Annotated in this window: 26 protein-coding genes and 1 riboswitch; of the genes, 14 read left to right on the top strand and 12 right to left on the bottom strand. The window is 60.0% G+C overall.

All coding sequences use genetic code 11. The annotated features are described in order from the left end of the window. Position 1: 1 nt before the first annotated feature. Both hutH and QFI97_RS19995 read left to right on the top strand, forming a co-directional pair. Entirely contained in the window at positions 2-1,534 is a 1,533-nt protein-coding gene (gene hutH / locus QFI97_RS20000; RefSeq protein ID WP_346431858.1) for a histidine ammonia-lyase, read from the top strand. A 100-nt stretch (positions 1,535-1,634) separates the two neighbouring features. Further along, positions 1,635-3,023, top strand: coding sequence for an amino acid permease (locus tag QFI97_RS19995; protein ID WP_346431857.1), 1,389 nt, complete (start codon positions 1,635-1,637; stop codon positions 3,021-3,023). A 50-nt stretch (positions 3,024-3,073) separates the two neighbouring features. Here the strand turns inward: QFI97_RS19995 and QFI97_RS19990 are convergent, their stop codons facing one another. Together QFI97_RS19990 and bioA are read right to left on the bottom strand one after the other, a co-directional pair. Then, positions 3,074-3,550, bottom strand: a complete 477-nt coding sequence (locus tag QFI97_RS19990) for a kinase inhibitor (protein WP_346431856.1) — start codon at positions 3,548-3,550, stop codon at positions 3,074-3,076. Positions 3,551-3,619: 69 nt separating this feature from the next. Beyond that, positions 3,620-4,909, bottom strand: coding sequence for an adenosylmethionine--8-amino-7-oxononanoate transaminase (gene bioA / locus QFI97_RS19985; RefSeq protein ID WP_095095248.1), 1,290 nt, complete (start codon positions 4,907-4,909; stop codon positions 3,620-3,622). An 85-nt stretch (positions 4,910-4,994) separates the two neighbouring features. Between bioA and bioB the strand changes: the two genes are divergently transcribed. From bioB to bioD, 4 genes are read left to right on the top strand one after another with little or no spacing between them, the layout of a single operon-like run. Then, a complete protein-coding gene (bioB, locus tag QFI97_RS19980) occupies positions 4,995-6,035 on the top strand; it encodes a biotin synthase BioB (RefSeq protein WP_159237248.1) in 1,041 nt (346 codons plus the stop codon). Beyond that, a complete protein-coding gene (gene bioF / locus QFI97_RS19975) occupies positions 6,032-7,189 on the top strand; it encodes an 8-amino-7-oxononanoate synthase (RefSeq protein WP_331835736.1) in 1,158 nt (385 codons plus the stop codon). Before bioB ends, bioF begins: the two co-directional genes overlap by 4 nt. Beyond that, positions 7,173-7,928, top strand: a complete 756-nt coding sequence (gene bioC / locus QFI97_RS19970) for a malonyl-ACP O-methyltransferase BioC (protein ID WP_346431855.1) — start codon at positions 7,173-7,175, stop codon at positions 7,926-7,928. The genes bioF and bioC overlap by 17 nt, the downstream gene beginning before the upstream one ends. Beyond that, on the top strand, positions 7,921-8,643 hold the full coding sequence (bioD, locus tag QFI97_RS19965) for a dethiobiotin synthase (RefSeq protein WP_331835734.1): 723 nt from the start codon (positions 7,921-7,923) through the stop codon (positions 8,641-8,643). Before bioC ends, bioD begins: the two co-directional genes overlap by 8 nt. Here the strand turns inward: bioD and QFI97_RS19960 are convergent. Next, positions 8,585-9,307 carry an ABC transporter ATP-binding protein gene (locus tag QFI97_RS19960; protein WP_095097988.1) on the bottom strand — a complete coding sequence of 241 codons (723 nt, stop codon included), beginning with the start codon at positions 9,305-9,307 and terminating at the stop codon, positions 8,585-8,587. The two genes, bioD and QFI97_RS19960, sit on opposite strands and share 59 nt — an antisense overlap. A 737-nt stretch (positions 9,308-10,044) precedes the next feature. Between QFI97_RS19960 and uvrB the strand changes: the two genes are divergently transcribed. Next, positions 10,045-12,060, top strand: a complete 2,016-nt coding sequence (gene uvrB / locus QFI97_RS19955; protein ID WP_095095262.1) for an excinuclease ABC subunit UvrB — start codon at positions 10,045-10,047, stop codon at positions 12,058-12,060. Positions 12,061-12,328: 268 nt separating this feature from the next. On the opposite strand, the gene pmrB is transcribed toward uvrB, so the two are convergent. The 4 genes from pmrB to yvcK form a co-directional block, all read right to left on the bottom strand. After that, positions 12,329-13,426 (bottom strand): two-component system sensor histidine kinase PmrB, encoded by a 1,098-nt coding sequence (pmrB, locus tag QFI97_RS19950; RefSeq protein ID WP_346431854.1) that lies wholly within the window; start codon positions 13,424-13,426, stop codon positions 12,329-12,331. 2 nt (positions 13,427-13,428) lie between these two features. Then, complete coding sequence (pmrA, locus tag QFI97_RS19945; protein WP_095095271.1) at positions 13,429-14,103, bottom strand: two-component system response regulator PmrA; 675 nt, start codon at positions 14,101-14,103, stop codon at positions 13,429-13,431. Continuing rightward, complete coding sequence (eptA, locus tag QFI97_RS19940; RefSeq protein WP_331835732.1) at positions 14,100-15,746, bottom strand: phosphoethanolamine transferase EptA; 1,647 nt, start codon at positions 15,744-15,746, stop codon at positions 14,100-14,102. The genes pmrA and eptA overlap by 4 nt, the downstream gene beginning before the upstream one ends. Before the next feature lie 112 nt (positions 15,747-15,858). Then, positions 15,859-16,764 carry a uridine diphosphate-N-acetylglucosamine-binding protein YvcK gene (gene yvcK / locus QFI97_RS19935; protein WP_095095277.1) on the bottom strand — a complete coding sequence of 302 codons (906 nt, stop codon included), beginning with the start codon at positions 16,762-16,764 and terminating at the stop codon, positions 15,859-15,861. 209 nt (positions 16,765-16,973) lie between these two features. Then, positions 16,974-17,112: riboswitch (molybdenum cofactor riboswitch) on the top strand. Here yvcK and moaA point away from each other — a divergent pair. The 6 genes from moaA to QFI97_RS19905 all read left to right on the top strand — a co-directional run bounded on the left by moaA (position 17,100) and on the right by QFI97_RS19905 (position 20,560). Continuing rightward, complete coding sequence (moaA, locus tag QFI97_RS19930; RefSeq protein WP_346431853.1) at positions 17,100-18,089, top strand: GTP 3',8-cyclase MoaA; 990 nt, start codon at positions 17,100-17,102, stop codon at positions 18,087-18,089. It overlaps the preceding riboswitch by 13 nt. A gap of 22 nt (positions 18,090-18,111) precedes the next feature. Continuing rightward, complete coding sequence (moaB, locus tag QFI97_RS19925; protein WP_095095286.1) at positions 18,112-18,624, top strand: molybdenum cofactor biosynthesis protein B; 513 nt, start codon at positions 18,112-18,114, stop codon at positions 18,622-18,624. A gap of 3 nt (positions 18,625-18,627) precedes the next feature. Continuing rightward, positions 18,628-19,116 carry a cyclic pyranopterin monophosphate synthase MoaC gene (gene moaC / locus QFI97_RS19920; protein WP_095095289.1) on the top strand — a complete coding sequence of 163 codons (489 nt, stop codon included), beginning with the start codon at positions 18,628-18,630 and terminating at the stop codon, positions 19,114-19,116. Continuing rightward, positions 19,109-19,357, top strand: a complete 249-nt coding sequence (gene moaD, locus QFI97_RS19915) for a molybdopterin synthase sulfur carrier subunit (RefSeq protein WP_095095292.1) — start codon at positions 19,109-19,111, stop codon at positions 19,355-19,357. The genes moaC and moaD overlap by 8 nt, the downstream gene beginning before the upstream one ends. Before the next feature lies 1 nt (position 19,358). Then, a complete protein-coding gene (gene moaE / locus QFI97_RS19910; protein ID WP_095095294.1) occupies positions 19,359-19,811 on the top strand; it encodes a molybdopterin synthase catalytic subunit MoaE in 453 nt (150 codons plus the stop codon). 44 nt (positions 19,812-19,855) lie between these two features. Next, on the top strand, positions 19,856-20,560 hold the full coding sequence (locus QFI97_RS19905; protein WP_095095297.1) for a Bax inhibitor-1/YccA family protein: 705 nt from the start codon (positions 19,856-19,858) through the stop codon (positions 20,558-20,560). 62 nt (positions 20,561-20,622) lie between these two features. Here QFI97_RS19905 and QFI97_RS19900 read toward each other — a convergent pair whose 3' ends face one another. From QFI97_RS19900 to QFI97_RS19890, 3 genes are read right to left on the bottom strand one after another with little or no spacing between them, the layout of a single operon-like run. Further along, positions 20,623-21,588, bottom strand: coding sequence for a lysylphosphatidylglycerol synthase domain-containing protein (locus QFI97_RS19900; protein ID WP_331835730.1), 966 nt, complete (start codon positions 21,586-21,588; stop codon positions 20,623-20,625). Continuing rightward, positions 21,588-22,832 carry a cardiolipin synthase ClsB gene (gene clsB / locus QFI97_RS19895; protein ID WP_095095304.1) on the bottom strand — a complete coding sequence of 415 codons (1,245 nt, stop codon included), beginning with the start codon at positions 22,830-22,832 and terminating at the stop codon, positions 21,588-21,590. The genes QFI97_RS19900 and clsB overlap by 1 nt, the downstream gene beginning before the upstream one ends. Next, positions 22,829-23,590: an endonuclease/exonuclease/phosphatase family protein gene (locus tag QFI97_RS19890; protein WP_331835729.1), complete on the bottom strand. Its 762-nt coding sequence runs from the start codon at positions 23,588-23,590 to the stop codon at positions 22,829-22,831. Before QFI97_RS19890 ends, clsB begins: the two co-directional genes overlap by 4 nt. Before the next feature lie 131 nt (positions 23,591-23,721). On the opposite strand from QFI97_RS19890, the gene QFI97_RS19885 reads away from it, so the two are divergent. Further along, positions 23,722-24,159 carry a YbhQ family protein gene (locus tag QFI97_RS19885; protein WP_095095307.1) on the top strand — a complete coding sequence of 146 codons (438 nt, stop codon included), beginning with the start codon at positions 23,722-23,724 and terminating at the stop codon, positions 24,157-24,159. A 65-nt stretch (positions 24,160-24,224) separates the two neighbouring features. On the opposite strand, the gene QFI97_RS19880 is transcribed toward QFI97_RS19885, so the two are convergent. Both QFI97_RS19880 and QFI97_RS19875 read right to left on the bottom strand, forming a co-directional pair. Next, positions 24,225-25,331 carry an ABC transporter permease gene (locus QFI97_RS19880; protein WP_346431852.1) on the bottom strand — a complete coding sequence of 369 codons (1,107 nt, stop codon included), beginning with the start codon at positions 25,329-25,331 and terminating at the stop codon, positions 24,225-24,227. 82 nt (positions 25,332-25,413) lie between these two features. After that, positions 25,414-26,535, bottom strand: coding sequence for an ABC transporter permease (locus QFI97_RS19875; RefSeq protein ID WP_095097991.1), 1,122 nt, complete (start codon positions 26,533-26,535; stop codon positions 25,414-25,416). Position 26,536 lies beyond the last annotated feature (1 nt).

Here is a 26,536-nt window from a genome sequence, read left to right as displayed (position 1 = left end):
AATGAAAACTTTAACTCTTATTCCCGGCCAGCTGAGCCTGACGCAGCTGCGCGATATTTATAGCTATCCGCTGAACGTCGTGCTCGATGAGAGCGCCTTTGCGGCGATTGACGAGAGCGTGGCCTGCGTCAACGCGATCCTCGCGGAAGGGCGCACCGCTTACGGTATTAACACCGGTTTTGGTCTGCTGGCACAAACCCGTATCTCAACCGAGGACCTCGAAAACCTCCAGCGCTCGCTGGTGCTGTCCCATGCCGCCGGCATCGGCGAGCCGCTGGATGAGGCGATGGCGCGGCTGATTATGGTGCTGAAGATTAACAGCCTCTCCCGCGGCTTTTCCGGCATTCGTCTGAGCGTCATTCAGGCGCTGGCGCAGCTGGTGAATAAAGGCGTTACGCCGTGGATCCCGGCGAAAGGCTCCGTTGGGGCATCCGGCGACCTGGCGCCGCTGGCGCATATGTCGCTGACGCTGCTGGGGGAAGGGAAAGCCCGCTGGCAGGGGGAGTGGATGCCGGCCGCGCAGGCGCTGGAAAAAGCGGGCCTCAAGCCGATTACGTTGGCGGCCAAAGAGGGGCTGGCGCTGCTTAACGGCACGCAGGCCTCGACGGCGTTCGCGCTGCGCGGCCTGTTTGAAGCCGAAGATCTGTTTACCTCGGCGGTGGTGTGCGGCGCGCTGACGACCGAAGCGGCGCTGGGCTCGCGTCGTCCGTTTGACTCACGTATCCATGAGGCTCGCGGCCAGCGCGGGCAGATTGACGCCGCCGCGCTCTATCGCCACGTTCTGACCGACGATAGCGCGATTTCTCAGTCGCACCACGACTGCACCAAGGTGCAGGACCCGTACTCTCTGCGCTGTCAGCCGCAGGTGATGGGCGCCTGTCTGACGCAGATCCGTCAGGCGGCGGAAGTTTTATTGGTTGAAGCCAACGCGGTCTCCGACAACCCGCTGGTGTTCGCCAGCGAGAATGAGGTGATTTCCGGCGGTAACTTCCACGCCGAACCGGTGGCGATGGCGGCGGACAACATCGCCCTGGCGATAGCCGAAATCGGCTCGCTGTCGGAGCGTCGCATCGCGCTGATGATGGACAGCCATATGTCGCAGCTGCCGCCGTTCCTCGTGAAAAACGGCGGCGTCAACTCCGGCTTTATGATCGCCCAGGTGACCGCGGCGGCATTAGCCAGCGAAAACAAAGCGCTTTCGCACCCGCATAGCGTTGATAGCCTGCCGACTTCAGCAAACCAGGAGGATCACGTCTCGATGGCGCCGGCCGCCGGTCGCCGCCTGTGGGCGATGGCTGAAAACACGCGCGGCGTGCTGGCGGTCGAGTGGCTGGCCTCCGTCCAGGGGCTGGATATGCGCGAGGGCCTTGCCAGCAGCCCGCTGCTGGAAAAGGCGCGCCATCTGCTGCGCGAACGCGTGCCGCATTACACCGAAGACCGCTTCTTCGCGCCGGATATTGAAAACGCTATTGAGCTTTTGGCCGCGCGTCACCTGACGCGACTGCTGCCTGCCGTACTGCCCGATCACAACTAACCATTCGCTGTTCTCTGTACCCGCGTCGGGGGGATGTCTTCCCCCCGGCCGTCCTACACGCATATTTGTCGTCGTATAAAAATTATCAGGACACTTGCATATGCAACAACAATCGCAACAAAAGCCCCATCTGCTGCGCGGGCTGAACGCTCGCCATATTCGCTTTATCGCGCTCGGTTCCGCCATCGGCACCGGGCTGTTCTACGGATCGGCCGCCGCCATCAAGGCCGCCGGTCCTGCGGTGCTGCTGGCCTATCTTATCGGCGGCGCGGCGGTCTTTATCGTGATGCGGGCGCTGGGAGAAATGGCGGTGCGCAACCCCATCTCCGGCTCCTTCGGCAGCTACGCGCGGCAGTATCTCGGCCCGCTGGCCGGGTTTATCACCGGCTGGACCTACACTTTCGAAATGGTGATTGTGGCCCTCGCCGACGTGACCGCGTTTGGGATTTATATGGGGCTGTGGTACCCCGACGTGCCGCGCTGGATTTGGGTGCTGAGCATTATCTTTTTCATCGGCGCGATGAACCTGTGCCACGTGCGAATTTTTGGTGAGATGGAGTTTGGGCTCTCGCTGATTAAAGTGGTGGCCATTATTGCGATGATCGTTGCCGGCGGCAGCATCATCTTCTTTGGCTTCGGCCACGCGTTTCCGGCGACGGGGCTGGAAAATCTGTGGAGCCACGGCGGATTTGCCCCCAACGGCTGGCAGGGGATTATCGCTTCGCTGGGGATTGTGATGTTTGCCTTCGGCGGGGTCGAAATCATTGGCGTCACCGCCGCGGAGGCGCAGGACCCGAAAAAGGTTATTCCGCAGGCAATCAATACCATCCCGCTGCGCATCGTGCTGTTCTACGTCTGCACGCTGGCGATCCTGATGGCTATTTTCCCGTGGAACAGCTTTGGCGAGCAGGGCAGCCCGTTCGTGCTGATCTTCAGCGGGCTGGGGATTCCGGCGGCGGCGACCATCCTCAATATTATCGTCATTAGCGCCAGCATTTCGGCCATCAACAGCGATATATTTGGCGCGGGGCGCATGATGTACGGCATGGCGAAAGAGGGCATGGCGCCGAAAAGCTTCCAGCGTATCGCCAGCAACGGCGTGCCGTGGATGACGGTGGTGGTGATGGGCGTGGCGCTGCTGGCGGCGGTAGTGCTGAACTACCTGATGCCGGAGCAGATCTTCGTGCTGATCGCCTCGCTGGCGGCGTTTGCCACGGTATGGGTCTGGCTGATGATCCTGCTGGCCCACTTTGCGATGCGCCGGGGCCTGTCGGCGCAAGAGCGGCGCAATATCGCGTTCCCGGTGCCGTTCTGGCCGCTGGCGCCGCTGCTGACCCTGCTGTTTATGGGGCTGGTGATTGCGGTGCTGGGGATGGTGGAAGAGACGCGTATTGCGCTGATCGCCGGCCTGGTCTGGCTGGGCCTGCTGACCGTGGTGTGGTATGCGCGGGTGCGAAAAAGCGCGGTCATCGCGGTGACGGAGCAGTAATCAGACATCCCCGGGTCAGGCGTGAGCCCCGGCCCGGGGATGTTCCGAAGTTAGCTAAACAGGGCGGTTATCGAGGCGCTGCCGAGGCTGTGGAAATGCACGTTAAAACCGACCATCGCACCGCTTGCGCCTTCATCGACGTCAATTTTGTCGACGTCCAGGGCGTGCACGGTAAAGATATAGCGATGGCTTTCACCCTTCGGCGGCGCCGCGCCGCCGTAACCCGCCTGGCCGAAATCGGTCCGGGTTTGAACCGCCTCTTCCGGCAGCGCCGCGAGGCCGGAACCGGCGCCCTGGGGCAGCACGCGGGTCTCGGCAGGAAGGTTCGCCACAATCCAGTGCCACCAGCCGGAGCCGGTCGGCGCGTCCGGGTCGTAACAGGTCACCACAAAGCTTTTGCTGCCCGCCGGAACATCATCCCACGCCAGATGCGGTGAAATATTGTCCCCCGCGTAGCCCATGCCGTTGAATACATGACGATTGGGCAGTTTTTCACCATCCTGCAAATCATGACTGATGAGTTTCATCGTCTCTCCTCAAGTTAATCTACTGATTCGCAAAGAAGTGTAGCGCGTGAGGCGCGGTATTACCGTCTCTTAATCGCTAAAAAATGTTTCTTCCAGCACCGCCGCGTTAACCGCCCGGGTCAGGCGCGTCAGCTGTTCTGAGGTAATGATATACGGCGGCATCAGGTAGATAAGCTTGCCGAACGGGCGGACCCACACGCCTTGCTCGACGAAAAAGCGCTGCAGGGCGGCCATATTCACCGGCCGACGGGTTTCAACCACGCCAATGGCGCCAAGCACGCGCACGTCGGCCACCAGCGCGGAGTCGCGCGCGGGAGCCAGCTCGGCTTTCAGCTGCGCTTCTATGGCGGCAACCTGGGCCTGCCACTCGCCGCTTGCCAGCAGGTTCAGGCTCTCTGCGGCCACCGCGCAGGCCAGCGGGTTGCCCATAAAGGTCGGGCCGTGCATAAAGCAGCCGGCCTCCCCGTTGCTGATGGTTTCCGCGACAGAACGGGTCGTCAGCGTCGCGGAGAGCGTCATGGTCCCGCCGGTCAGCGCTTTACCGAGACACAGTATATCCGCCGCAATGCCCGCATGTTCACAGGCAAACAGCTTACCGGTACGGCCAAAGCCGGTGGCAATCTCATCGGCAATCAGCAGGATACCTTCGCGATCGCACATCTTACGGATGCGCCTTAACCACTCGGGATGGTACATCCGCATCCCGCCGGCGCCCTGTACGATGGGCTCAAGGATCACCGCCGCAATTTCATGACGATGGGCGGCCATCAGGCGCGCAAAGGGCACCATATCCAGCTCGTCCCACTCGCCGTCAAAGCGGCTTTGCGGCGCCGGCGCGAAGAGGTTGTCCGGCAGATAGCCCTGCCACAGGCTGTGCATGGAGTTGTCCGGGTCGCACACCGACATCGCGCCGAAGGTGTCGCCGTGATAGCCGTTGCGGAAGGTGAGAAAACGCCGGCGCGGTTCGCCCTTTGCCTGCCAGTACTGCAGAGCCATTTTCATCGCCACTTCGACCGCCACGGACCCCGAGTCGGCGAGGAACACGCACTCCAGCGATTCCGGCGTCATCGCCACCAGCTGGCGGCAGAGCGCGACCGCCGACGGGTGGGTTATGCCGCCAAACATCACGTGCGACATCTCGTCGATCTGCGCTTTCATCGCCGCATTCAGCCGCGGGTGGTTATAGCCGTGGATCGCCGCCCACCATGACGACATGCCGTCAATCAGCCGTTCGCCGCCGGCCAGAGAAAGCTCGCAGCCGTGAGCGGCCGCCACCGGGTAAACCGGCAGGGGGGAGGTCATGGAAGTGTAGGGGTGCCAGATGTGGCGTCGATCGAAGGCGAGATCGTCCATTGTCATAAGCGACTTGTAAACCATTTTGAAAACATTTAGGTTTACGAGTATAAACCGAACCGACAGTTAACAAAACCCTTTGGAGAAGCCAATGGCTCACCACGCACGCTGGACAATGTCGCAAGTCACTGAGTTATTTAATAAACCATTGCTGGATCTGCTGTTCGAAGCCCAGCAGGTCCACCGCCAGCACTTTGACCCGCGCCAGGTTCAGGTCAGCACGCTGCTGTCGATTAAGACCGGCGCCTGCCCGGAAGATTGTAAATACTGCCCGCAAAGCGCGCGCTATAAAACCGGCCTGGAGTCCGAGCGCCTGATGGAAGTTGAACAGGTGCTGGAGTCGGCGCGACAGGCTAAAAATGCCGGTTCGACCCGTTTCTGCATGGGCGCGGCGTGGAAGAATCCGCACGAACGCGATATGCCGTATCTTGAGCAGATGGTCAAAGGGGTTAAGGCGCTGGGGCTGGAGTCCTGTATGACCCTCGGCACCCTCACCGATAGCCAGGCGCAGCGCCTCGCCGGTGCCGGCCTCGACTACTACAACCACAACCTGGATACCTCGCCGGAGTTCTACGGCAATATCATCACCACCCGTACCTACCAGGAGCGCCTCGATACCCTTGGTAAAGTGCGCGGCGCGGGAATTAAGGTGTGCTCCGGCGGTATCGTCGGGCTGGGCGAAACGGTAAAAGATCGCGCCGGACTGCTGCTGCAGCTGGCCAACCTGCCGACGCCGCCGGAAAGCGTGCCCATCAACATGCTGGTGAAGGTGAAGGGCACGCCGCTGGCGGACAACGACGACGTCGACGCGTTTGAGTTTATCCGCACCATCGCGGTGGCGCGGATCATGATGCCGACCTCCTACGTGCGCCTCTCCGCCGGCCGCGAGCAGATGAACGAACAGACCCAGGCGATGTGCTTTATGGCCGGGGCCAACTCCATTTTCTACGGCTGCAAGCTGCTGACGACGCCGAACCCGGAAGAGGATAAGGACCTGCAGCTGTTCCGCAAGCTGGGGCTTAATCCGCAGCAGACGGCGGTGCTGGAAGGCGATAACGAGCAGCAGCAGCGCCTGGAGCACGCGCTGAATAACCCGGATACCGAGGAATATTACAACGCGGCGGTGCTATGAGCTGGCAGCAACGCATCGAGCAGGCGCTGAGCGAACGGCGGCAGGCGGATGCCTTTCGCTCTCGTCAGCCGGTAGCGCAGGGGGCCGGGCGTTGGCTGACCCGCGAAGGGCAGCGCTGGCTCAACTTTTCCAGCAACGATTATCTCGGCCTGAGCCAGCATCCGCAGATCGTTGCCGGCTGGCAGCAGGGCGCCGAACGTTACGGCGTCGGCAGCGGCGGTTCGGGTCACGTCAGCGGCTACAGCGACGCGCATCGCCAGCTGGAGGAGGCGCTGGCCGACTGGCTGGGCTATCCGCGCGCGCTGCTGTTTATCTCCGGCTTTGCCGCTAATCAGGCGCTGATTGCCGCCCTGCTCGGCAAGGACGATCGCGCGGTAGCGGACCGTCTGAGCCACGCCTCGCTGCTGGAGGCGGCCAGCCTCAGCCCGGCGCAGCTGCGGCGCTTTCAGCACAACGACGTTCAGCAGCTGAAAACGCTGCTGGAGAAACCGCTGGCGGGCCAGCAGCTGGCGATCACCGAAGGCGTCTTCAGCATGGACGGCGATAGCGCGCCGCTCGGCCCGATCCAGCAGGTGACCACCGAAGCCGGCGGCTGGCTGCTGGTCGATGATGCCCACGGCATTGGCGTGCTCGGCGACGAAGGGCGGGGCAGCTGCTATGCGCAAAACGTCCACCCTGAACTGCTGGTGGTGACCTTCGGGAAGGCCTTTGGCGTCAGCGGCGCGGCGGTATTGTGCAGCGATGCGCTGGCGGACTACCTGCTGCAGTTTGCCCGCCACCTGATTTACAGCACCGCCATGCCGCCGGCCCAGGCCGTTGCGCTCAGCGCCGCGCTGCGGACTATCCGCGGCGATGAGGGCCAGCAGCGGCGGGAAGCGCTGGCCTGCCGCATTGCGCAGTTCCGCGACGGTATGCGCGACTGCCCGGGGCAGCTCACCGAATCGGTCAGCGCCATTCAGCCGCTGATTGTGGGAGACAATACGCGCGCCCTGCGCCTGGCGGCACGCCTGCGCGAGCAGGGCTGCTGGGCGACGGCGATCCGTCCGCCGACGGTGCCGGTCGGCAGCGCCCGGCTGCGGCTGACCCTGAGCGCGGCGCATGAGTCCGCGGATATCGATCGCCTGCTGGAGGTTCTGCATGCCGGCGGTGAATAAACGCGCGGTGGCCGCCGCCTTCGGCCGGGCGGCGAGCCGCTATACGCAGCACGATGAGCTGCAGCGGCGCAGCGCGGAGCTGCTGCTGCGTCAGCTTGGCGACCGGTGCTTTGCCGAAGTTCTGGATGCGGGCTGCGGCCCCGGCGGCATGAGCCGCTACTGGCGCGAGGCGGGCAGCCGCGTCACCGCGCTGGATATCTCCGTCGAGATGCTGGCGGAGGCCCGGCGTCAGCAGGCCGCGCACGGCTACGTGGAGGGCGATATTGAATCCCTGCCGCTGCCGGAGGCCTGCGTGGACCTGGCGTGGAGTAATTTGGCCGTGCAGTGGTGCGACGACCTCAGCGCCGCGCTTGATGAGCTGTATCGGGTCGTGCGTCCCGGCGGGCGGGTGGCCTTCAGCACCCTGCTGGCCGGCTCGCTCCCCGAACTCAATCAGGCCTGGGAGGCGGTTGACCGGCATCCGCACGCCAATCGTTTCCTCAGCGAGCAGGCGGTACGGAGCGCGCTGAGCGGCCGGCGGGTCGAGACGCAGGTTGATGCCGTGACGCTGCCGTTCGCCGACGCCCTGAGCGCGATGCGTTCGCTGAAGGGCATCGGCGCCACCCATTTACACGAGGGGCGCGGCGCGGCGCCCCTCAGCCGCGGGAAGCTGCGCCAGCTTCAGCTGGCGTGGCCCAAACTGCACGGGCAGTGCCCGCTGACGTACCATCTTTTTACAGGAGTGATTGAACGTGATTAAACGTTATTTCGTCACCGGAACGGATACCGAAGTCGGCAAAACGGTGAGCAGCTGCGCCCTGCTGCAGGCGGCGAACCTGCGGGGCCTGAAAAGCGCCGGCTATAAGCCGGTGGCCTCCGGCAGTGAGTACACGGAGCAGGGCCTGCGCAACGACGACGCGCTGGCCCTGCAGCGCAACAGCCGCGTGCCGCTGAGCTATGAGCAGGTTAACCCGTTAACCTTTGCGGAACCCACTTCGCCGCATATTATCAGCGCTGATGAAGGCCGCCCCATTACCGCCGCCGCGCTCTCCGCCGGGCTGCGCGAGCTGGAGAGTCTGGCAGAATGGCTGCTGGTGGAAGGAGCGGGGGGCTGGTTTACGCCGCTGTCCGAAACGCTGAGCTTTGCCGACTGGGTGCAGGAGGAGCGGCTGCCGGTGATTCTGGTGGTGGGGATAAAGCTGGGCTGCATTAATCATGCCCTGCTGACGGCTCAGGCGGTGCGCCAGGCAGGGCTGCCGCTGGTGGGCTGGGTTGCCAACGACGTCCAGCCGCCGGGGAAGCGGCATAGCGAATACCTCGCGACCCTCAAACGGCTGCTGCCAGCGCCCCTGCTGGGTGAGATCCCGTGGCTGGAGGAGGCGTCGCAGCGGGAGGATCTCGGCCGGTATCTCGATCTTAGCGCGCTGGATCGGGCGTCATCCACTGCGCCAGCAGCGGTTCATCCAGCTGTATAACGTCGCCTTGCGCCACGCTGCGCCCGCGGTGCAGCAGGCAGAAGCGGTCTGCCACCCGGCGAATAAACGGCAGGTGCTGCTCGGCGAGCAGTACCGTTAAACCGATATCCCGGTTCAGGCGAACCAGCAGGTCCCCCAGCTTATGCATAAAGTGCTGTCCGCTGCCGCGCGACGGCTCGTCGAGTATCAGCAGGCGCGGCCGGACGATCAGCGCCCTCGCCAGCGCCAGCTGGTACCTGTCGTCTTCCGAGAGCGCGGCGCCTTTGCTCTGGCGAAGGGCGTACAGCTGCGGAAACAGATCGTAAATCTCGCTATTCACCACGGCGCCGGGCGTTCCTCCGGCCGCCAGCGCAATATGCAGATTCTCTTCTACGCTGAGCTGCGAAAAGATGCGTCGGTCCTGCGGCACGTAGCCGATACCTATAACGCTGCGTGAATGAGCGGAGAGCGGCATCAGGTCGCAGGGCGGCGCTCCGCGCTCCTGCCAGGTGATGCTGCCGCTGGCGACCGGGAGATTCCCGGTAATGCAGTTAACCAGCGTGGTTTTCCCCATTCCCTGACTTCCCATCACGCAGGTGCACTCTCCTGGCCTGAGCTCAAGATCAACGTTCCACAGCGTGTGCTGGCTTCCATAGTACTGATTGACGGCGCGTAGACTCAACATAGGCGTTTTCTCCTTTTTGGCGATAGCGAGCGAGACAAACATTCTGCAAATCTCTTGCCAGGAAAAAGAAGTGACGGCATTTTTCCGCCAGAGCAGGTCGCGGCTGGAACCATGAGCAGGGGGCAGCGAAGCGGCTGCACTTTCCCGGTGCTAAACGACGTGAAATGTGGTGCAGAAAGCAACAAAAAGGCGGGCGCCCTTAGCTGATAAATATCAAAAATAATTCAATAATATTTTTTAGCGGCGCGTTTTCCGACGGCGGGCAATTTCTGCCGGGTGGCAGAGGTCATGGCCTGCAGCGAGTTATCCACTATTCCTGTGGATAACCTTGTGTATTAGAGTTAGAGAACTTGCGGTAAGCTAGAGATTACGCGGCCTGCGGCGGAATTGGCGCGAAACCCGTCTTTTATTAAATTCTATTTAATATCAATTGGTTGGATAAAATCAATGGCTGTAAGGAAAGTGTCACCTGCTGCCATAAAAGATTCACCACCTTGCTTGACAAATGTTAAATGACAAATTTTTCTGGGGATAACCTTACACAGTGGCGGATTATTCCACAAGGCGGCGTTTTTTTGCCCAAATGTGGCGGCATAGCGCAAGGTTTACAGGGCAAACAATAATACGGCACTGGTTTTATATCCAGTATTATTTGTTGGCAAAAGCCACGGCGACGGGTAGAATTAAACACCTGCCGTCTCGCGCCGGGCGCTTCATCCTCCTTCAGGGTCAGACATATGAGTAAAACGTTCACGCTGCATTCCGCTTTCCGTCCCTCTGGCGATCAGCCGGAAGCCATTCGCCGCCTCGAAGAGGGGCTGGAAGATGGCCTGGCGCACCAAACGCTGCTGGGGGTAACCGGGTCGGGTAAAACCTTCACCATCGCTAACGTCATTGCCGACCTGCAGCGTCCGACGATGGTCCTTGCGCCTAACAAGACGCTGGCGGCTCAGCTGTATGGCGAAATGAAGGAGTTTTTCCCGGAGAATGCCGTCGAGTACTTCGTCTCCTACTACGACTACTACCAGCCTGAAGCCTACGTGCCGAGTTCGGACACCTTCATCGAGAAGGACGCCTCGGTCAACGAACATATTGAGCAGATGCGTCTGTCGGCAACCAAGGCGCTGCTGGAGCGTCGTGACGTCATCGTGGTGGCCTCGGTCTCCGCCATTTATGGCCTGGGCGACCCTGACCTGTACCTGAAAATGATGCTGCATCTGACTACCGGCATGCTGATTGACCAGCGGGCCATTTTGCGTCGCCTCGCGGAGCTGCAGTACACCCGTAACGATCAGGCTTTCCAGCGCGGGACCTTCCGCGTGCGCGGTGAGGTCATTGACGTCTTCCCGGCGGAATCGGACGATATTGCCCTGCGTATTGAGCTGTTTGACGAAGAGGTTGAGCGCCTGTCGCTCTTTGACCCGCTTACCGGGCAGGTTGAATCGTCCATTCCGCGCTATACCATCTACCCGAAAACGCACTACGTTACCCCGCGCGAACGTATCGTTCAGGCGATGGAAGAGATAAAAGTCGAGCTGGCGGACAGACGTAAAGTGCTGCTGGAAAACAACAAGCTGCTGGAAGAGCAGCGCCTGAGCCAGCGTACCCAGTTTGACCTCGAAATGATGAACGAGCTGGGCTACTGCTCGGGCATTGAAAACTACTCGCGCTATCTTTCCGGGCGCGGGCCGGGCGAGCCGCCGCCGACGCTGTTCGACTATCTGCCGGCGGATGGCCTGCTGGTTATCGATGAATCCCACGTCACCATTCCGCAAATCGGCGGGATGTATCGCGGCGACCGGGCGCGTAAAGAGACGCTGGTGGAGTATGGTTTCCGCCTGCCGTCGGCGCTGGATAACCGTCCGATGAAGTTTGAAGAGTTTGAGGCGCTGGCGCCGCAGACCATTTACGTTTCGGCCACGCCCGGCGCCTATGAGCTGGATAAATCCGGCGATGAGGTGGTCGATCAGGTTGTTCGTCCGACCGGTCTGCTTGACCCGGTTATCGAAGTGCGCCCGGTGGGAACCCAGGTCGACGATCTGCTTTCGGAGATTCGCCTGCGCGCCGCCATCAACGAACGCGTGCTGGTGACGACCTTGACCAAGCGGATGGCCGAAGACCTAACCGAGTACCTCGAAGAGCACGGCGAGCGCGTGCGCTACCTGCACTCGGATATCGATACCGTCGAACGTATGGAGATTATCCGCGACCTGCGCCTCGGCGAGTTTGATGTGCTGGTCGGGATCAACCTGCTGCGCGAAGGGCTGGATATGCCGGAGGTTTCGCTGGTGGCGATCCTTGATGCGGACAAAGAAGGGTTCCTGCGCTCCGAGCGTTCGCTGATCCAGACCATCGGCCGCGCGGCGCGTAACATCAACGGTAAGGCGATTCTCTACGGCGACAGGATCACCGCCTCGATGGCGAAGGCCATCGGTGAAACCGAGCGGCGCCGTGAGAAGCAGCAGCGCTATAACGAAGAGCACGGCATCACCCCGCAGGGCCTGAACAAGAAGGTGGTCGATATCCTGGCGCTGGGCAGCGGCCTGGCGAAGACCAAGGCCAAGGGGCGCGGCAAGTCGCGTTCACCGGTTGAGGCGGATACGCCAGTGCTGACGCCAAAAGCGCTGCAGCAGCGAATTCACGAGCTGGAAGGGCAGATGATGCAGCATGCGCAGAACCTGGAGTTCGAAGAGGCTGCCGAGATCCGCGACCAGCTGCATAAGCTGCGGGACCTGTTCATCGCCGCGTCGTAGGCCCGGCGCGCGTCACGCCTCTTGCTGCGGCCAGTTTAGGCCCGGACAGCGCGCAACAGCCGCAGCGTACGGGCGGCAGGTGACGATGCGCGCGCTTCCCGGATCAAAACGGCAAATAAAATAGCCCTGGGGCTGGATCTTAATATCCGCTTAATCTTGTTCAGGGACACTATCTTCATTCTAATGAGGATAGCGTCATGCAAAAACTACACTTTCGCGAATATCTGGCCATCACCTGCGCCTTTATTATCGTCGTCGCCTTCTTCCATCAGTGGGTGCTGACCTTCTGACGTGAAGGCCTGGGAAAGAGTACCCAGGCGCGAACGCCGGGACCCGGCTGGCGGTTATGCAAAAAAAACTGGGTATCGTGCAGCTGGGCGATACGGGTGACGATGCTTAATCCCAGGCCAATGCCGCCGTAGCGGCTGTCCATGCGGACAAAAGCTTTGCTCAGCTCGCCGCTTTTCGCCTCATCAATTCCCGGACCTTCATCTTCCACCGCCACGATCGGCGTTGGCCCCGCCTGAATCGAGACTCTGATCGTTGAGTCCGTGGGGCTATAGCGGTGCGCATTCTCCACCAGATTGCGCAGCACCACGCGCAGCAGCGTGGCGTCGCCGGAAACCATCACCTCCTCGTCCGGGCTGACGATCTCAAGCTTTTGCCGGCGCGGCGCCAGCATCGCCTCCAGCTCCTCCTCAAGCGGTTTTACAACATCCTCCATCAGCTGTACCTGCTGGTAGCTACCGGCGGAAAACGACTGACCCACGCGGGCCAGCTGCAGGAGCTGGGAGATGCTGTTGGTCATCTGGTCGAGGCGCTGAATAAGCGGATCGACGCCGACTCCGTGCACTTTGGCCAGCAGTTCGAGGTGCAGGCGCAGCCCGGCCAGCGGCGTGCGCAGCTCATGGGCCACATCGGCGGTAAACAGGCGTTCGCGGTCGAGCGTCAGGTTCAGGCGCGATACCAGCTGGTTCAGCGCGGTGGTTACGGCGGTCACTTCCGGCACCGACTCGCTGAGCTCGATGGGCTGGAGGTTATCCGGGGTGCGGTTCTCCAGCTCGCCCTGCAGGCGGGAGAGCGGGCGGGTTATCTTTTTCACCGCCAGCAGGCTGAGATACAGCGCGAGGCCGATAATCAGCAGGCTTGGGATCAGCAGGCTGGCGACCGCTTCCCGCACCTCGTGCTCAACGTGCTTCTGGTTGTTGTGCCCCTCGATGGCGCTGGCCACCAGCAGCTGAATTTGCTCTTTGCTTTCATGCCATAGCCAGAACACGCTGATAATCTGGCAGACCACCAGAATCGTGCCGATGGTCAGCAGCAGGCGAAAGCGCATGGTCCATTTTTCGGTGGCTAATAGCGGCATCTTTATGACTCCGATTCGGTATTGTTCACCAGCATATAGCCGAAGCCCCTGACGGTGCGGATCCGCGCTTTACCGACCTTATCGCGCAGGTTGTGGATATGAACCTCCAGGGTATTGGTCGCCGGTTCGTTATCCCAGCTGTAGATATCGTTGTAGAGAATTTCCCGATGTACCGGACTGCCTGCCTTCATCATCAGGCGCGACAGCAGGGAGTACTCTTTCGGCGTCAGCTCCAGCGAATCCCCGCCAAGCCACACCTGCCGGCGGGTGATATTGAGGCGTAGGTTGCCTACCACCATTTCGCTATCGCCCTGGTTATTGTGGCGGCGGAGCAGCGCGCGGATGCGGGCGTTGAGCTCTTCCAGCGCAAAGGGCTTCACCAGATAGTCGTCGGCGCCGGTATCGAGACCGTCGATGCGGTCTTCGACGGTATCGCGAGCGGTGAGGATCAGCACCGGCTGGCTGAATTTCTCCCGCCGCATCCGCGCCAGGAAGTGCAGGCCGTCCTCATCCGGCAGCCCAAGGTCGAGGACCACCAGGCTGTAGTGGTTGCTGGCCAGAGATAGCGCGGCCTCATGAGCGCTGGAGACGCCGTCGCAGGCGTATCCCTCGCTCTGCATAGCCAGAATTAATCCCTGTAACAGGAGCGCGTCGTCTTCAATGACTAAGATTTTCATCTGCCGGCCTCGCTTTGGCATGGCGTTAAAATATCATCTGTCGCCTGGTATTCACGGGTATTGACCCCGAACAGGCCGAGCAGGGTGGAGAACAAATTATCCTGCGAATAGGGCGCCGTTTTTGCTTTTTGCTGCAAGCATTCGCTGGAAATACCGTAGCGCCGCTGATAATCCTGCGACAGCCACATCAGCATCGGGACGTGCTTTTGCGTATCCGGCGCGATGGACCACGGCAGCCCGTGCAGATAAACGCCGTCTTCGCCCAGCGACTCGCCGTGGTCGGAAAGATACACCAGGCTGGTGGTAAATTTATCCTGCTTTGACTGCAGCAGCTTTATGGCCTTATCCACCACGTAATCGACATACAAAATGGTGTTGTCGTAGGTGTTGGTCAGCTGCTGCTGCGTGCAGCTCTGGATTTCATTGGTATCGCAGGTCGGGGTGAATTTTTTAAATTCAGCCGGGTAGCGATTGTAATACGTCGGGCCGTGGCTACCGATAGTGTGCAGAACGATAATGCCGTCCTGTTGCAGATTGTCGATGTAGCTTTCCAGATTATGGAACAAGACCTCATCGTAGCACTCGCCATCGATGCACTGACCCGTCAGCTTCAGGTCGGTGACGTTCTGATGCGGCACGCGATCGCAGGCGCCTTTACAGCCGCCGTCGTTGTCGTTCCACAGCACCTGAATACCGGCGCGCTGCAGAATATCCAGCACGCCTTCCTGGTGATGCGCCAGCTCTTCATCATAGTGCGCGCGAGGCATGTTGGAGAACATGCACGGAACGGAGACGGCCGTCGCGGTGCCGCAGGAGGTGGTATCGGGGAAATAGATAACGTTATCCTGCTGCAGGCGCGGGTTGGTTTCACGGGGGTAGCCGCCCAGGGAGAAATCTTCCGCCCGCGAGGTTTCGCCCAGCACCAGGATGGTCAGGTTTTTCCGCGGCCCGTCGCGCATTTGCGACTTCTGCAGCGCATCTTCGCCAATTTTGACCAGCGGCAGATTGTCCATCTTATTGTGCGCATACCAGGAGTTGATCGCCACGATGCTGTTTGACGGACTCAGCGACTTCACCAGCTCTTTATTGTTGCGGAACACCGAGGCGTAATCTTTATAAAACAGGGCGGCAATCAGCATGATAAGGATCGCCGAGAGCGCAACGTTCAGCAGCCGCACGGCGACGCCGCGCGCGAACGTTTTCGGCTTACGCACCTTGATCCACCAGGCCAGCGCCACCGCCAGCACGCCGGAAAGGCCGAGGGTCAGTACCATTCTGCCCGACAGCAGGGCGAAGCTTTCCGCCGGCGTGGTATCAAGAATATTGGTTATCATCGCCCGGTCGATAATGACGCCGAAGGTCCAGATAAAATACTGCGCTGAGGCGCTGAGCAGAATAAACAGGCTGATAACGACGCGGTCCAGCTTCAGGAAAGAGGCCAGGGTGGTGAGGATATTCATGACGCTGAAGGCGACCAGCGGCATGCTGAGAAACACCAGCCAGCTATGCAGGCTATTGACCGGCAGCAGGACGAAGACCTGGCGGTAGAAGGCGATATTGAGGCATAGCCCAACGTAGGCGGCAAAGAGAAGCAGGTAAGTCGTACGGCTCACTACCGGCCGACGCAATGGAAATAACGACATAGCAAAAATCCTGGTGAAAACATGCTCGCTATGCTGCCACTTCTATTTTAAGACAACCTTAAGATTTTAATGTGGGGAGCGGAGGCTCCCCACGGTATCAACCGGTGTGGAATTAGCCCGGTATCTGAATTGCCTTTTCCAGCGCGTTGCGCAGCAGCTGGCGATCGTGGCGATAGGGCACGTCGCTGGCGTCCAGCGGCGTCTGGATCACCATCCGCTTCTCAAGGCCGCGGGTATCGGCTTTCGGCCCAATGACCACGGCGTCAATCACCCGCTTGCCCACGTAATGCTCCATGATCGCGATGCGGTCTGCCAGCGTCAGGCTGGCGGCCGGGCTGTGCTCTTTGCCGAGGTTGTCGATAAAAACCATCGGCGCCGGCGTGCGGCGCAGCGCCTGCGCCATCTCGTCGAGCAGTAAAATAGGCAGCAGGCTGGTGTAAAAGCTGCCGGGCCCGATCAGGATCAGATCGGCTTCGGCGATCGCCGCAACCGCTTCGCGAGTGGCGGGAACCGGCGGGGTCAGCATCAGCTCACGCGGCACCCGGGGAAGCTGGTCGATATTGACTTCGCCATAAACTTCGTGACCTTCGTCGTCAATCGCCATCAAATCCACCGGTTGTTCAGACATCGGTATCAGTAACGCGTCAACTTTTAGCAGGTTTCTGATTAAATTAATCGCCTCTAAGGGCCTGACGCTGAGGTGGTCAAGGGCCTTTAACATCAGATTTCCGAGGTTATGTCCGGAAAGTTCGCCATTACCGGCAAAACGGTATTCAAACATGGCGGATGCTACGCTGGGTTCGGCGATCAGCTGGTTAATACAGTTGCGCATATCCCCCCAGGCAATGCCGCCTTCAGCACGGCGAATACGCCCCGTGGATCCGCCGTTATCGGTGGTGGTGACGATGCCGGTCAGGCGCGATCCGAGCGATGAGAGTGACGACATCACCCGGCCCAGACCATGCCCTCCGCCAAGTGCCACTACCCGATCGAGGTCGGCGAAAGTCCGATTGCGCATACAAATTCCTTATCTCAAATGAACGGGCTCACAGTAACCGATCTACCCCTAAAAGACGATGCCCGCATCCTGACAAACTGACCGACATCAATGCAAAATTGTGAATTTTGGCTATTCTGTAACGAAAATGCACGATCGTAGCGATATATACATAATTATATAGCGAAATCGAAAATGGCGAAATAGCCGTTTCCGCGCTACTATCGGCATAAACCAGTTAACACTCTAGCCTCTGTGCCTGTGTCGCAAGATATGGTGCTTTGGCCGTGACGGCTCAGCTAGTCACCAGGGCGTGGGAAGAAATGACCGCGTCTCCCGTATTTGGAAAGGTGTATATGGCTTCACAGCTTACCGATGCATTTGCGCGTAAGTTTTACTACTTGCGCCTGTCGATTACCGACGTGTGTAACTTCCGTTGCACCTACTGTCTCCCGGACGGCTACAAGCCCGGCGCGGTGACCAATAAAGGCTTTCTCAGCGTAGATGAAGTGCGTCGCGTGACGCGCGCGTTTTCCGCCCTCGGGACCGAAAAGGTTCGTCTGACCGGCGGTGAGCCCTCGCTACGCCGTGATTTCACCGACGTCATTGCCGCCGTACGTGAAAACAGCGCCATCCGGCAGATTGCGGTCACCACCAACGGCTATCGCCTGGCGCGGGACGTCGAGCGGTGGCGCGACGCCGGGCTGACGGCAATCAACGTCAGCGTGGACAGCCTCGACGCCCGCCAGTTTCACGCCATCACCGGGCAGGATAAATTTCAGCAGGTGATGGACGGTATCGATGCCGCCTTCGCCGCCGGCTTTGAGAAAGTGAAGGTCAACACCGTGCTGATGCGCGATGTTAACCACCATCAGCTCGACACCTTCCTCGCGTGGATCCAACCGCGCCGCATCCAGCTGCGCTTTATTGAACTGATGGAAACCGGAGAGGGCAGCGACCTGTTCCGCCGGCATCATATCTCCGGCATGGTGCTGCGCGATGAGCTGCTCCGACGCGGCTGGATCCACCAGATTAGCCAGCGCAGCGACGGCCCGGCGCAGGTCTTCTGTCATCCGGACTACGCCGGAGAGATCGGCCTAATCATGCCCTATGAAAAAGATTTCTGCGCCACCTGCAACCGCCTGCGCGTCTCCTCCGTGGGCAAGCTGCATTTGTGCCTGTTCGGCGACGGCGGCGTAGATTTACGCGATCTGCTGGCCGAGGACTGTCAGCAGGCGGTGCTGGAAGCGCGCATCTCCGAAGCGTTAACCCATAAAAAACAAACCCATTTCCTGCATCAGGGCAACACCGGTATTACGCAAAACCTGTCGTATATTGGCGGATAATTGATTCTAAAGGAGCGAACAGATGAGTCAGGCCAGCGCTGAGTTTATCCCGACCCGTATTGCTATTCTCACCGTTTCCAGCCGCCGTGGCGAAGAGGATGATACCTCTGGCCACTGGCTGCGCGACGCGGCGCAGGAAGCGGGCCACGTGATTGTTGATAAGGCGATTGTTAAAGAGAACCGCTACGCCATTCGCGCCCGGGTGTCGGCGTGGATCGCCAGCGACGACGTTCAGGTGGTGCTCATTACCGGCGGGACCGGTTTTACCGAGGGCGATCAGGCCCCGGAAGCGCTGCTGCCGCTGTTTGACCGGGAAGTTGAAGGTTTTGGTGAGGTCTTCCGCATGCTCTCCTTTGAAGAGATCGGCACCTCGACGCTGCAGTCCCGCGCCGTTGCCGGCGTGGCCAACCGCACGCTAATTTTTGCGATGCCCGGCTCGACCAAAGCCTGCCGCACCGCGTGGGAAAATATCATTGCGCCCCAGCTCGATGCCCGCACCCGCCCGTGTAACTTTATCCCTCATTTGAAGAAATAATTTATGTCACAACTGACCCATATTAACGCCGCCGGCGAGGCGCACATGGTCGACGTCTCGGCGAAGGCCGAAACGGTTCGCGAGGCGCGCGCTGAAGTTTTTGTCGAGATGCAGGCGACCACGCTGGCGATGATTATCGACGGCAGCCATCACAAGGGCGACGTTTTCGCCACCGCCCGCATTGCCGGGATCCAGGCGGCGAAGCGGACCTGGGAGCTGATCCCGCTGTGCCATCCGCTGATGCTGAGCAAGGTGGAGGTTAACCTGCAGGCGCAGCCTGAACATAGCCGGGTGCGGATCGAATCCCTGTGCCGGCTGACCGGGAAAACCGGGGTTGAGATGGAGGCGCTGACCGCAGCCTCCGTGGCGGCGCTGACGATTTACGATATGTGCAAAGCCGTGCAGAAAGATATGGTGATTGGCCCGCTGCGCCTGCTGGCGAAGAGCGGCGGCAAATCCGGCGACTTTAAGGCGGACGAGGCTCATGATTAAGGTTCTGTTTTTTGCCCAGGTGCGCGAGCTGGTGGGTACCGATACGTTAACCCTCGAGGCGAGCGAAGCCTCGACGGTGGAAGCCGTTCGCCGCCAGCTTATCACCCGCGGTGACCGCTGGGCGCTGGCGCTGGAGGAGGGCAAGCTGCTGGCGGCGGTGAACCAGACGCTGACCGCCTTTGACCATCCGGTCACCGCCGGCGACGAAGTGGCGTTTTTTCCACCGGTCACCGGAGGCTAAGATGACGCAAACCCGCATTATCGTTAGCCCGGCGCGTTTTCGCGTTGGCGACGAATATCCGTGGCTTGCCGAGCGCGATGAGGACGGCGCCGTCGTCACCTTCACCGGCAAAGTGCGTAACCACAATCTCGGCGAGAGCGTTAAGGCGCTGACCCTCGAACACTACCCGGGCATGACCGAAAAATCGCTGGCGGAGATTGTCGACCTGGCGCGGGAACGCTGGCCGCTGGGGCGGGTCACGGTGATCCACCGCATCGGTGAAATGTGGCCTGGAGAAGAGATTGTGTTTGTCGGCGTCACCAGCGCGCACCGCAGCAGCGCCTTTGCCGCCGGTGAATTCATTATGGATTATCTGAAAACCCGCGCGCCGTTCTGGAAACGTGAGGCCACGCCGGAAGGCGATCGTTGGGTTGACGCGCGTGACAGCGATCGTCAGGCGGCAGAGCGCTGGTAGTATGATACGCTTAGAGGGTTAATTTCGTTAATCAGGAGATAGTCATGGACAGATTCCCCCGTTCCGATTCCATCGTCCAGGCGCGCAGCGGCCTGCAAACCTATATGGCCCAGGTGTACGGCTGGATGACGGTTGGGCTGCTGCTAACGGCGTTTATCGCCTGGTTCGCCGCCAACACTCCGGCGGTGATGATGTTTGTTTTTTCCAGCAAAATTACCTTCTTCGGGCTGATTATTGCCCAGCTGGCGCTGGTATTCGTGCTCTCCGGCATGGTTCAGCGTCTGAGTGCGGGCATGGCGACGACGCTATTTATGCTCTATTCGGCGCTGACGGGGCTAACGCTATCCAGCATTTTCATCGTCTACACCTATTCGTCGATTGCCAGCACCTTTGTGGTCAGCGGCGGGATGTTTGGCGCGATGAGCCTCTACGGCTATACCACTAAACGCGATCTCAGCGGTTTTGGTAATATGCTGTTTATGGCGCTGATTGGTATCGTTCTGGCCTCGTTGGTGAACTTCTGGCTGAAGAGCGAGGCGCTGATGTGGGCGGTGACCTATATCGGGGTCATTGTGTTCGTGGGCCTCACCGCCTATGACACCCAGAAGCTGAAAAATATCGGCGAACAGATCGACACCCGCGATACCTCGACGCTGCGCAAATACTCGATCCTCGGCGCGCTGACGCTGTATCTGGACTTTATCAACCTGTTCCTGATGCTGCTGCGTATTTTCGGCAACCGCCGTTAAGATCTAAAAACCCCGGCAGGCCTTACGCCGCCGGGGTTTTCTTGTTCTCTCTTCTTCTCTCTTCATCCGCCCGCCAGCTTGCGCTGATTTTTCTCGCGCAGCTTTTTGGCCTGACTTTCCAGAATCAGATAGCCCATCGTGGCGATAGCCAGCGGCAGGAAGTAATAGAGCAGGCGGTACGCGAGCAGGGCGGCAATCACCGCTCCCCGGGAGATCGGCTCCGCTGAGAGCATCGCGATAAACACCGCCTCCAGCACGCCAATACCGGCGGGGATATGCACGACCACCCCGACGATGCTGCTCACCAGCAGCGCGCCGAGCACGAGGAAATAGCTGACTTCCTGACCCAGCAGCAGCCAGATAATAACCCCCATCACCAGCCAGTTAGCGCCGGAAAGCGCGGCCTGCAGCAGCGCGAATCGCCAGGAGGGAAGCACCAGCCGCTGCCCCTTCACTGTTAAATGGCGGCGTTTGGCGAACGCGCAGGCCCACAGATAAAGGGCCGAAACCAGCAGCATCGCGATGCCGATGATGCGCAGCGACTCCTGGCTGATATACCAGCGCGCGGGAAGCTGCACCAGATTGGCGCTGAAAATCACTCCGCCGAGCACCACGTAGCCGAGCCAGTTGGTGGTAATGCTCAGCGAAAAGATGCGGGTAATGGTTCCGCCGCGCAGGCCGAGGCGAGAGTAGAGGCGATAGCGCATCCCAATACCGCCGATCCAGGTGCTGAGGGTCAGGTTAAAGGCGTAGCAGATAAACGACACCAGCATGACCTGGCGTTTAGCCAGCCTGTGCCCGCAGTACGCGCGCCCGAGCAGATCGTAGCAGCCGTAAATCAGATAGCTGACGATGACCAGGCCAAACGCGCCGAGCAGCGCCACGCGGTTATAGCCGCGAATTACTTTCCATACCTCCGGCCAGTCTATTTTTTGCGCATAGACTACCAGCAGTCCGGCAACGGCGATAAAAAAGAGCCCGCTGAGGATACGTTTGACCAGCCGCCAGCGAGGATGAGATTTGGCCATCAGGATTTTACCTCCGGGCTGTCCGTCTGCGTCCGATCCTGAGTTTCCATTTCCGGCTGCGCCGGCGGTTTGACCTGCGCCATCTTCGGCGTATGGGCGGGCAGCCAGCCTACCCACGCCGGGAAGTGGCGCAGGAAGTGGAAGGCCAGTACGCTGCGGCCCAGATTCCACCAGCTGCGCCTGGGCAGCATGGAGCGGTCTACCTGTCTGCAATCCTGCTGGATCAGCGTATTAAGATTATCCCGCAGGGTTTGGTTGAAATCCCGGTCATGAACGATCAGGTTGGCTTCGAGGTTTAATGACAGGCTGAGCGGGTCGAGGTTGCTGGAGCCGACGGTGGCCCAGTGGTCATCCGCGAGGGCAACTTTGCCGTGCAGCGGGCGGCGGTGATACTCAAAAATCTGCACGCCTCCCTTCACCAGATAGTTGTACAGCAGGCGAGCGCCAACCTTGACGATGGGTATATCGGGCTCGCCCTGCACGATAAGCTTCACCCGCACGCCGCGCCGGGCGGCGCTGCGCATCGCGTGCAGCAGCCGATAGCCGGGGAAGAAATAGGCGTTGGCGATAATCACCTCCCGACGCGCGTTGGCCAGCATTTTCAGGTAGTGACGCTCAATATCATCCCGATGATCGAAATTATCCCGCCAGACGAACAGCGCCTGCGCTTCTCCGGGATGCTGGTTAACCTCCGGCTGATGGCGACGTCGCCGCCAGTGACGGCGTCCGCTTTCGCTGGCGGGCAGGTTTTGCTGCACAAATTGCGCAATATCCAGCACCACCGGCCCCTCCACCTGCACGGCGTAGTCCTGCTTAGCCTCCGGGCCGTAGCTGGTCATATGCTCTGCGGAGTAGTTAATCCCGCCGACAAACGCGGTGGTTTCATCCACGACGACAATTTTACGGTGCATACGGCGAAACAGGTTGGTGCGCATCCCCAGCAGGCGCGGACGCGGGTCGTAGTAGCGAAAGATCACTCCCGCCGAGCTGAGCTCGTGAACGAAGCGATCGCTCAGATCAGGGGAGCCGTAGCCGTCGAGCAGCACCTCAACCTCGACGCCACGGCGCGCGGCTTTCAGCAGCACCGCATGGAGCTGCCAGCCCACGTCATCCTCGAACCAGATGAAGGTTTCAAGGGTAACCTTCCGCTGCGCGCGGTCGACGGCGCGAAACAGCGCCGGATAGTAGCTATCGCCGTTCTCCAGAAGCTGGATCCGGTTTCCATTTTGCCAGCTGCATTTCACAGATGAAGCTCCACGCTAAGCGGGGCGTGATCCGAAAGATGACGCCATTGCTGAAGATCCAGCGCCTGTGGCTGACCGGCGTGGACGTTTTTGACATAGATGCGGTCAAGGCGCAGCAGCGGAAAGCGCGCCGGGAACGTGCGTGCCGGGCGACCGCGGGCGCGGGTGAAGATCTCCTCCAGCCCGGCCAGCGCCTTGAGCGGACGGTTGGCCTGCTGGCGCCAGTCGTTAAAATCGCCCGCCACCACCACCGGCTCTCCCGCCGGCAGGCTGTTAACCCGCTCAGCCAGCATCGCCAGCTGAGCTCGCCGCTGGCCCGCGCTGAGCCCTAAATGGGCGCAAATCAGATGCAGATTGACGCCGCTTTCCGGCGCCACGATCCGACAGTAGAGCAGGCCGCGCTTTTCGCTCTTACCGACGGAGATATCGAGATTCTCATAATATTCAATGGGGAATCGGGAGAGCACGGCGTTGCCGTGATGCCCCTGCGGGTACACCGCGTTGCGCCCGTAGGCGTAATCGCTCCACATCGCATCGGCAAGAAACTCATAATGGGTGGTGTCTGGCCAGTTTTCGATATGCAGCGGGTGAATCTCATGCGCGCCCATGACCTCCTGGAGGCAAACAATGTCGGCGCCGATGCTGCGTACCGCGTCACGGAGTTCGGGCAGAATGAAGCGTCGGTTAAACGTCGTAAAGCCTTTATGAGTGTTAATTGTCAGCACGTTTACTGAGAATAAAGGGTTTTTCTCGGCCATATTTCTCCGGTTAACATCTCTTTCCTGAATGAAATAGTGTAGTAGCTGTCACAAAAAGATGCGGTGATACGGAATTTTCCGTAAAGTGCGGTACTCTGAGTTACAGATAAAGATCCTTCAGGAGAGAAGCCATGAAGTGGCAACAACGTGTACGCGTCGCAACTGGCCTCAGTTGCTGGCAGATTATGTTGCATCTACTGGTCGTGGCAGTACTGGTGATGGGTTGGATGGGCGGCGCGCTGGTTCGCGTCGGATTAGGGCTGTGCGTGCTGTACGGCGTTACGCTACTGTCGATGCTGTTTTTACAGCGTCACCACGAAGAGCGCTGGCGTGATGTCGGTGATTTCCTTGAGGAGCTCACCACCACCTGGTACTTTGGCGCCGCGGTTATCGTGCTGTGGCTGCTGTCACGAGTGCTGCACAATAACCTGCTGCTGGCGCTCGCCGGGCTGGTTATTCTGGCCGGTCCGGCGGTGGTATCGCTGCTGGCGAAAGATAAAAATCGCTACCCTAAAGCGTTCGGACTGCATCAGGGCGGCAGCGCCGCGAACCCGCCGAAGCATAGATAATAGCTATGTGGCCGGGGGCAAAGAAAGGCAAGCCAACGCCGAGGCAGCCTGAGCAATGGCGGGGATCAGGCGATCTTTCTGCGGAACATCGCATACGCCGCTGACCCCGTGGTGGCCGCTATGACCAGTAGCGGCCACAAACTTCCCCACACGATTTCCAGACTCGCGTCCTTCAAATAAATCTGCTTGGTAATATCGGTAAAATGACGGATAGGGTTTATCCACGTCACGTCCTGCAGCCATTGCGGCATGTTTTCTACCGGTGAAACGTAGCCGGAGAGCAGGATTGCCGGCATCATAAAGACAAATACGCCAATAAACGCCTGCTGCTGAGTCGAGCACAGAGATGAAATCAGCAGGCCAAATCCCACCAGCGAAAGCCCGTAAATCAGCATCGTAAAGTAAAACAGCAGCAGCGAGCCGGCGAAGGGGATCTGGTAGGCCCAGATCCCGACCCCCAGCACGATGCTGGCCTGCAGGGTGGCAACGATCAGCGCCGGTATCGCTTTGCCGACGAAAATTTGCCAGGTCGCCAGCGGCGAGACCAGCAGCTGATCGAGGGTGCCCTGTTCGCGCTCGCGGGCAACCGATAGCGAAGTGACGATCATCACGCCGATAGTGGTGATCATGGCGATCAGCGACGGCACCACGAACCACTTATAGTCGAGGTTGGAATTATACCAGTTGCGTACGACCAGCTCGCTGTTGTTGGGCTTCGCTTTCCCCTCCAGCAGCTCCTGCTGATACTCTTTGACTATTTGCTGCAGGTAGTTGGCGGCGATTTGCGCGCTGTTTGAGTTGCGGCCGTCCAGCAGCAGCTGGAGCGGGGCGGTCTGATAGTTATCGAGGTTGCGCGAGAAATCCGCCGGGAAGCGGATCAGCAGCAGCGCCTTTTGTTCATCAATGGTGGGCTGGATCTCCTGCGGGCTTTTGAGGATCAGGATATGGGTGAACGCCCTGGCGCGGGCAAAACGCTGCGTCAGCTCAACCGCGTGCCTGCCATTATCTTCGTTATAGATAGCAATGGTGGCATTGGTCACCTCCAGCGTCGCGGCGAAGGGGAACAGCAGCACCTGAATCAGCACCGGCATAATCAAAATCGCCCGCGTCTGCGGCTCGCGCAGCAGCGACTGCAGTTCTTTGCGAATCAACGTCCATAAGCGATGAAACATCTTCAGTTCTCTCTTTACGCTGCCCCGGATAGAGACCGCTGGGTGCCCCGCAACCGCCTCGCAGCAGGGAATGGCTAATGCCCTAATCTAAGCGCCGTTTGGTTTTCAGCCACGTCAGGCCGATAAACATCGCCGCCGAGGCGATCAGAAACATCACGTTTACCAGCAGCACCACCGGAATATTGCCCGCCAGGAACAGGCTTTGCAGGGTGCTGACAAAATAGCGCGCCGGGATGACGTAGGTCACCGCGCGGATTATCGCGGGCATGCTGTCTATCTGGAAAATAAATCCGGACAGCATAATCGATGGCAGAAAGGCGGCGTTGAGCGCCACCTGGGCGGCGTTAAACTGGTTGCGGGTAATGGTCGAAATGAGCAGCCCCATCCCCAGGGTGCTGAGCAAAAACAGGCTGGTGATGAAAAACAGAATTAACAGCGAGCCGCGGTAGGGCACATTGAGAATAAACACCGCCACCAGCATGCACAGCAGCATCGCCAGCATGCCGAGAAAATAGTAGGGGATCAGCTTACACAGCAGCAGTTCGACGCGGGTAATTTCGGTGGAGAGCAGCGCCTCCATAGTGCCTCGCTCCCACTCGCGGGCGATAACCAGCGAGGTGAGAATCGCCCCAATCACCGTCATAATGATGGTGATCGCGCCGGGAATAATAAAATGCTGGCTGATCGCCGCCGGGTTAAACCAGTAGCGGGTTTGCACATCGATCAGCGGTTCAAAGGTTTCACCACGATCCTCCGCCCGCTGCTGCTGCCAGATCTGCCAGATACCTTCGATATAGCCCTGGGCGAAGTTGGCGGTATTGGGCTCGCTGCCGTCGGTGATAAGCTGAATGGGGGCATCGTCGCCGGGGCGAGCCATCTTCTGGTCAAAATCCACCGGAATGGTCACCAGCGCGCGGATCCGCCCGGCCTGCATGAGCTGAATCAGCTGCTGGCGGTTATCGCTGATGGTGGCGTCGATATAGGGCGAGCCGGTCATGGTATGGACGAAATCCAGCGCCTCATCGCTCTGCTGCTCCAGCAGCACGCCGACCCGCAGCCTGCTGGAGTCGAGGTTGATGCCGTAGCCAAAGATAAACAGCAGCATCAGCGGGATCACCACCGCAATCAGCCAGCTGCTGGGATCGCGCACGATCTGCCGCGTCTCTTTGACGCACAGGGCGCGCACGCGCCGCCATGACAGCATT

Source organism: Klebsiella scottii, assembly GCF_036561945.1.
Classification (GTDB): Bacteria; Pseudomonadota; Gammaproteobacteria; order Enterobacterales; family Enterobacteriaceae; genus Klebsiella; species Klebsiella scottii.
This window is presented reverse-complemented; position numbering and strand designations above follow the sequence as displayed.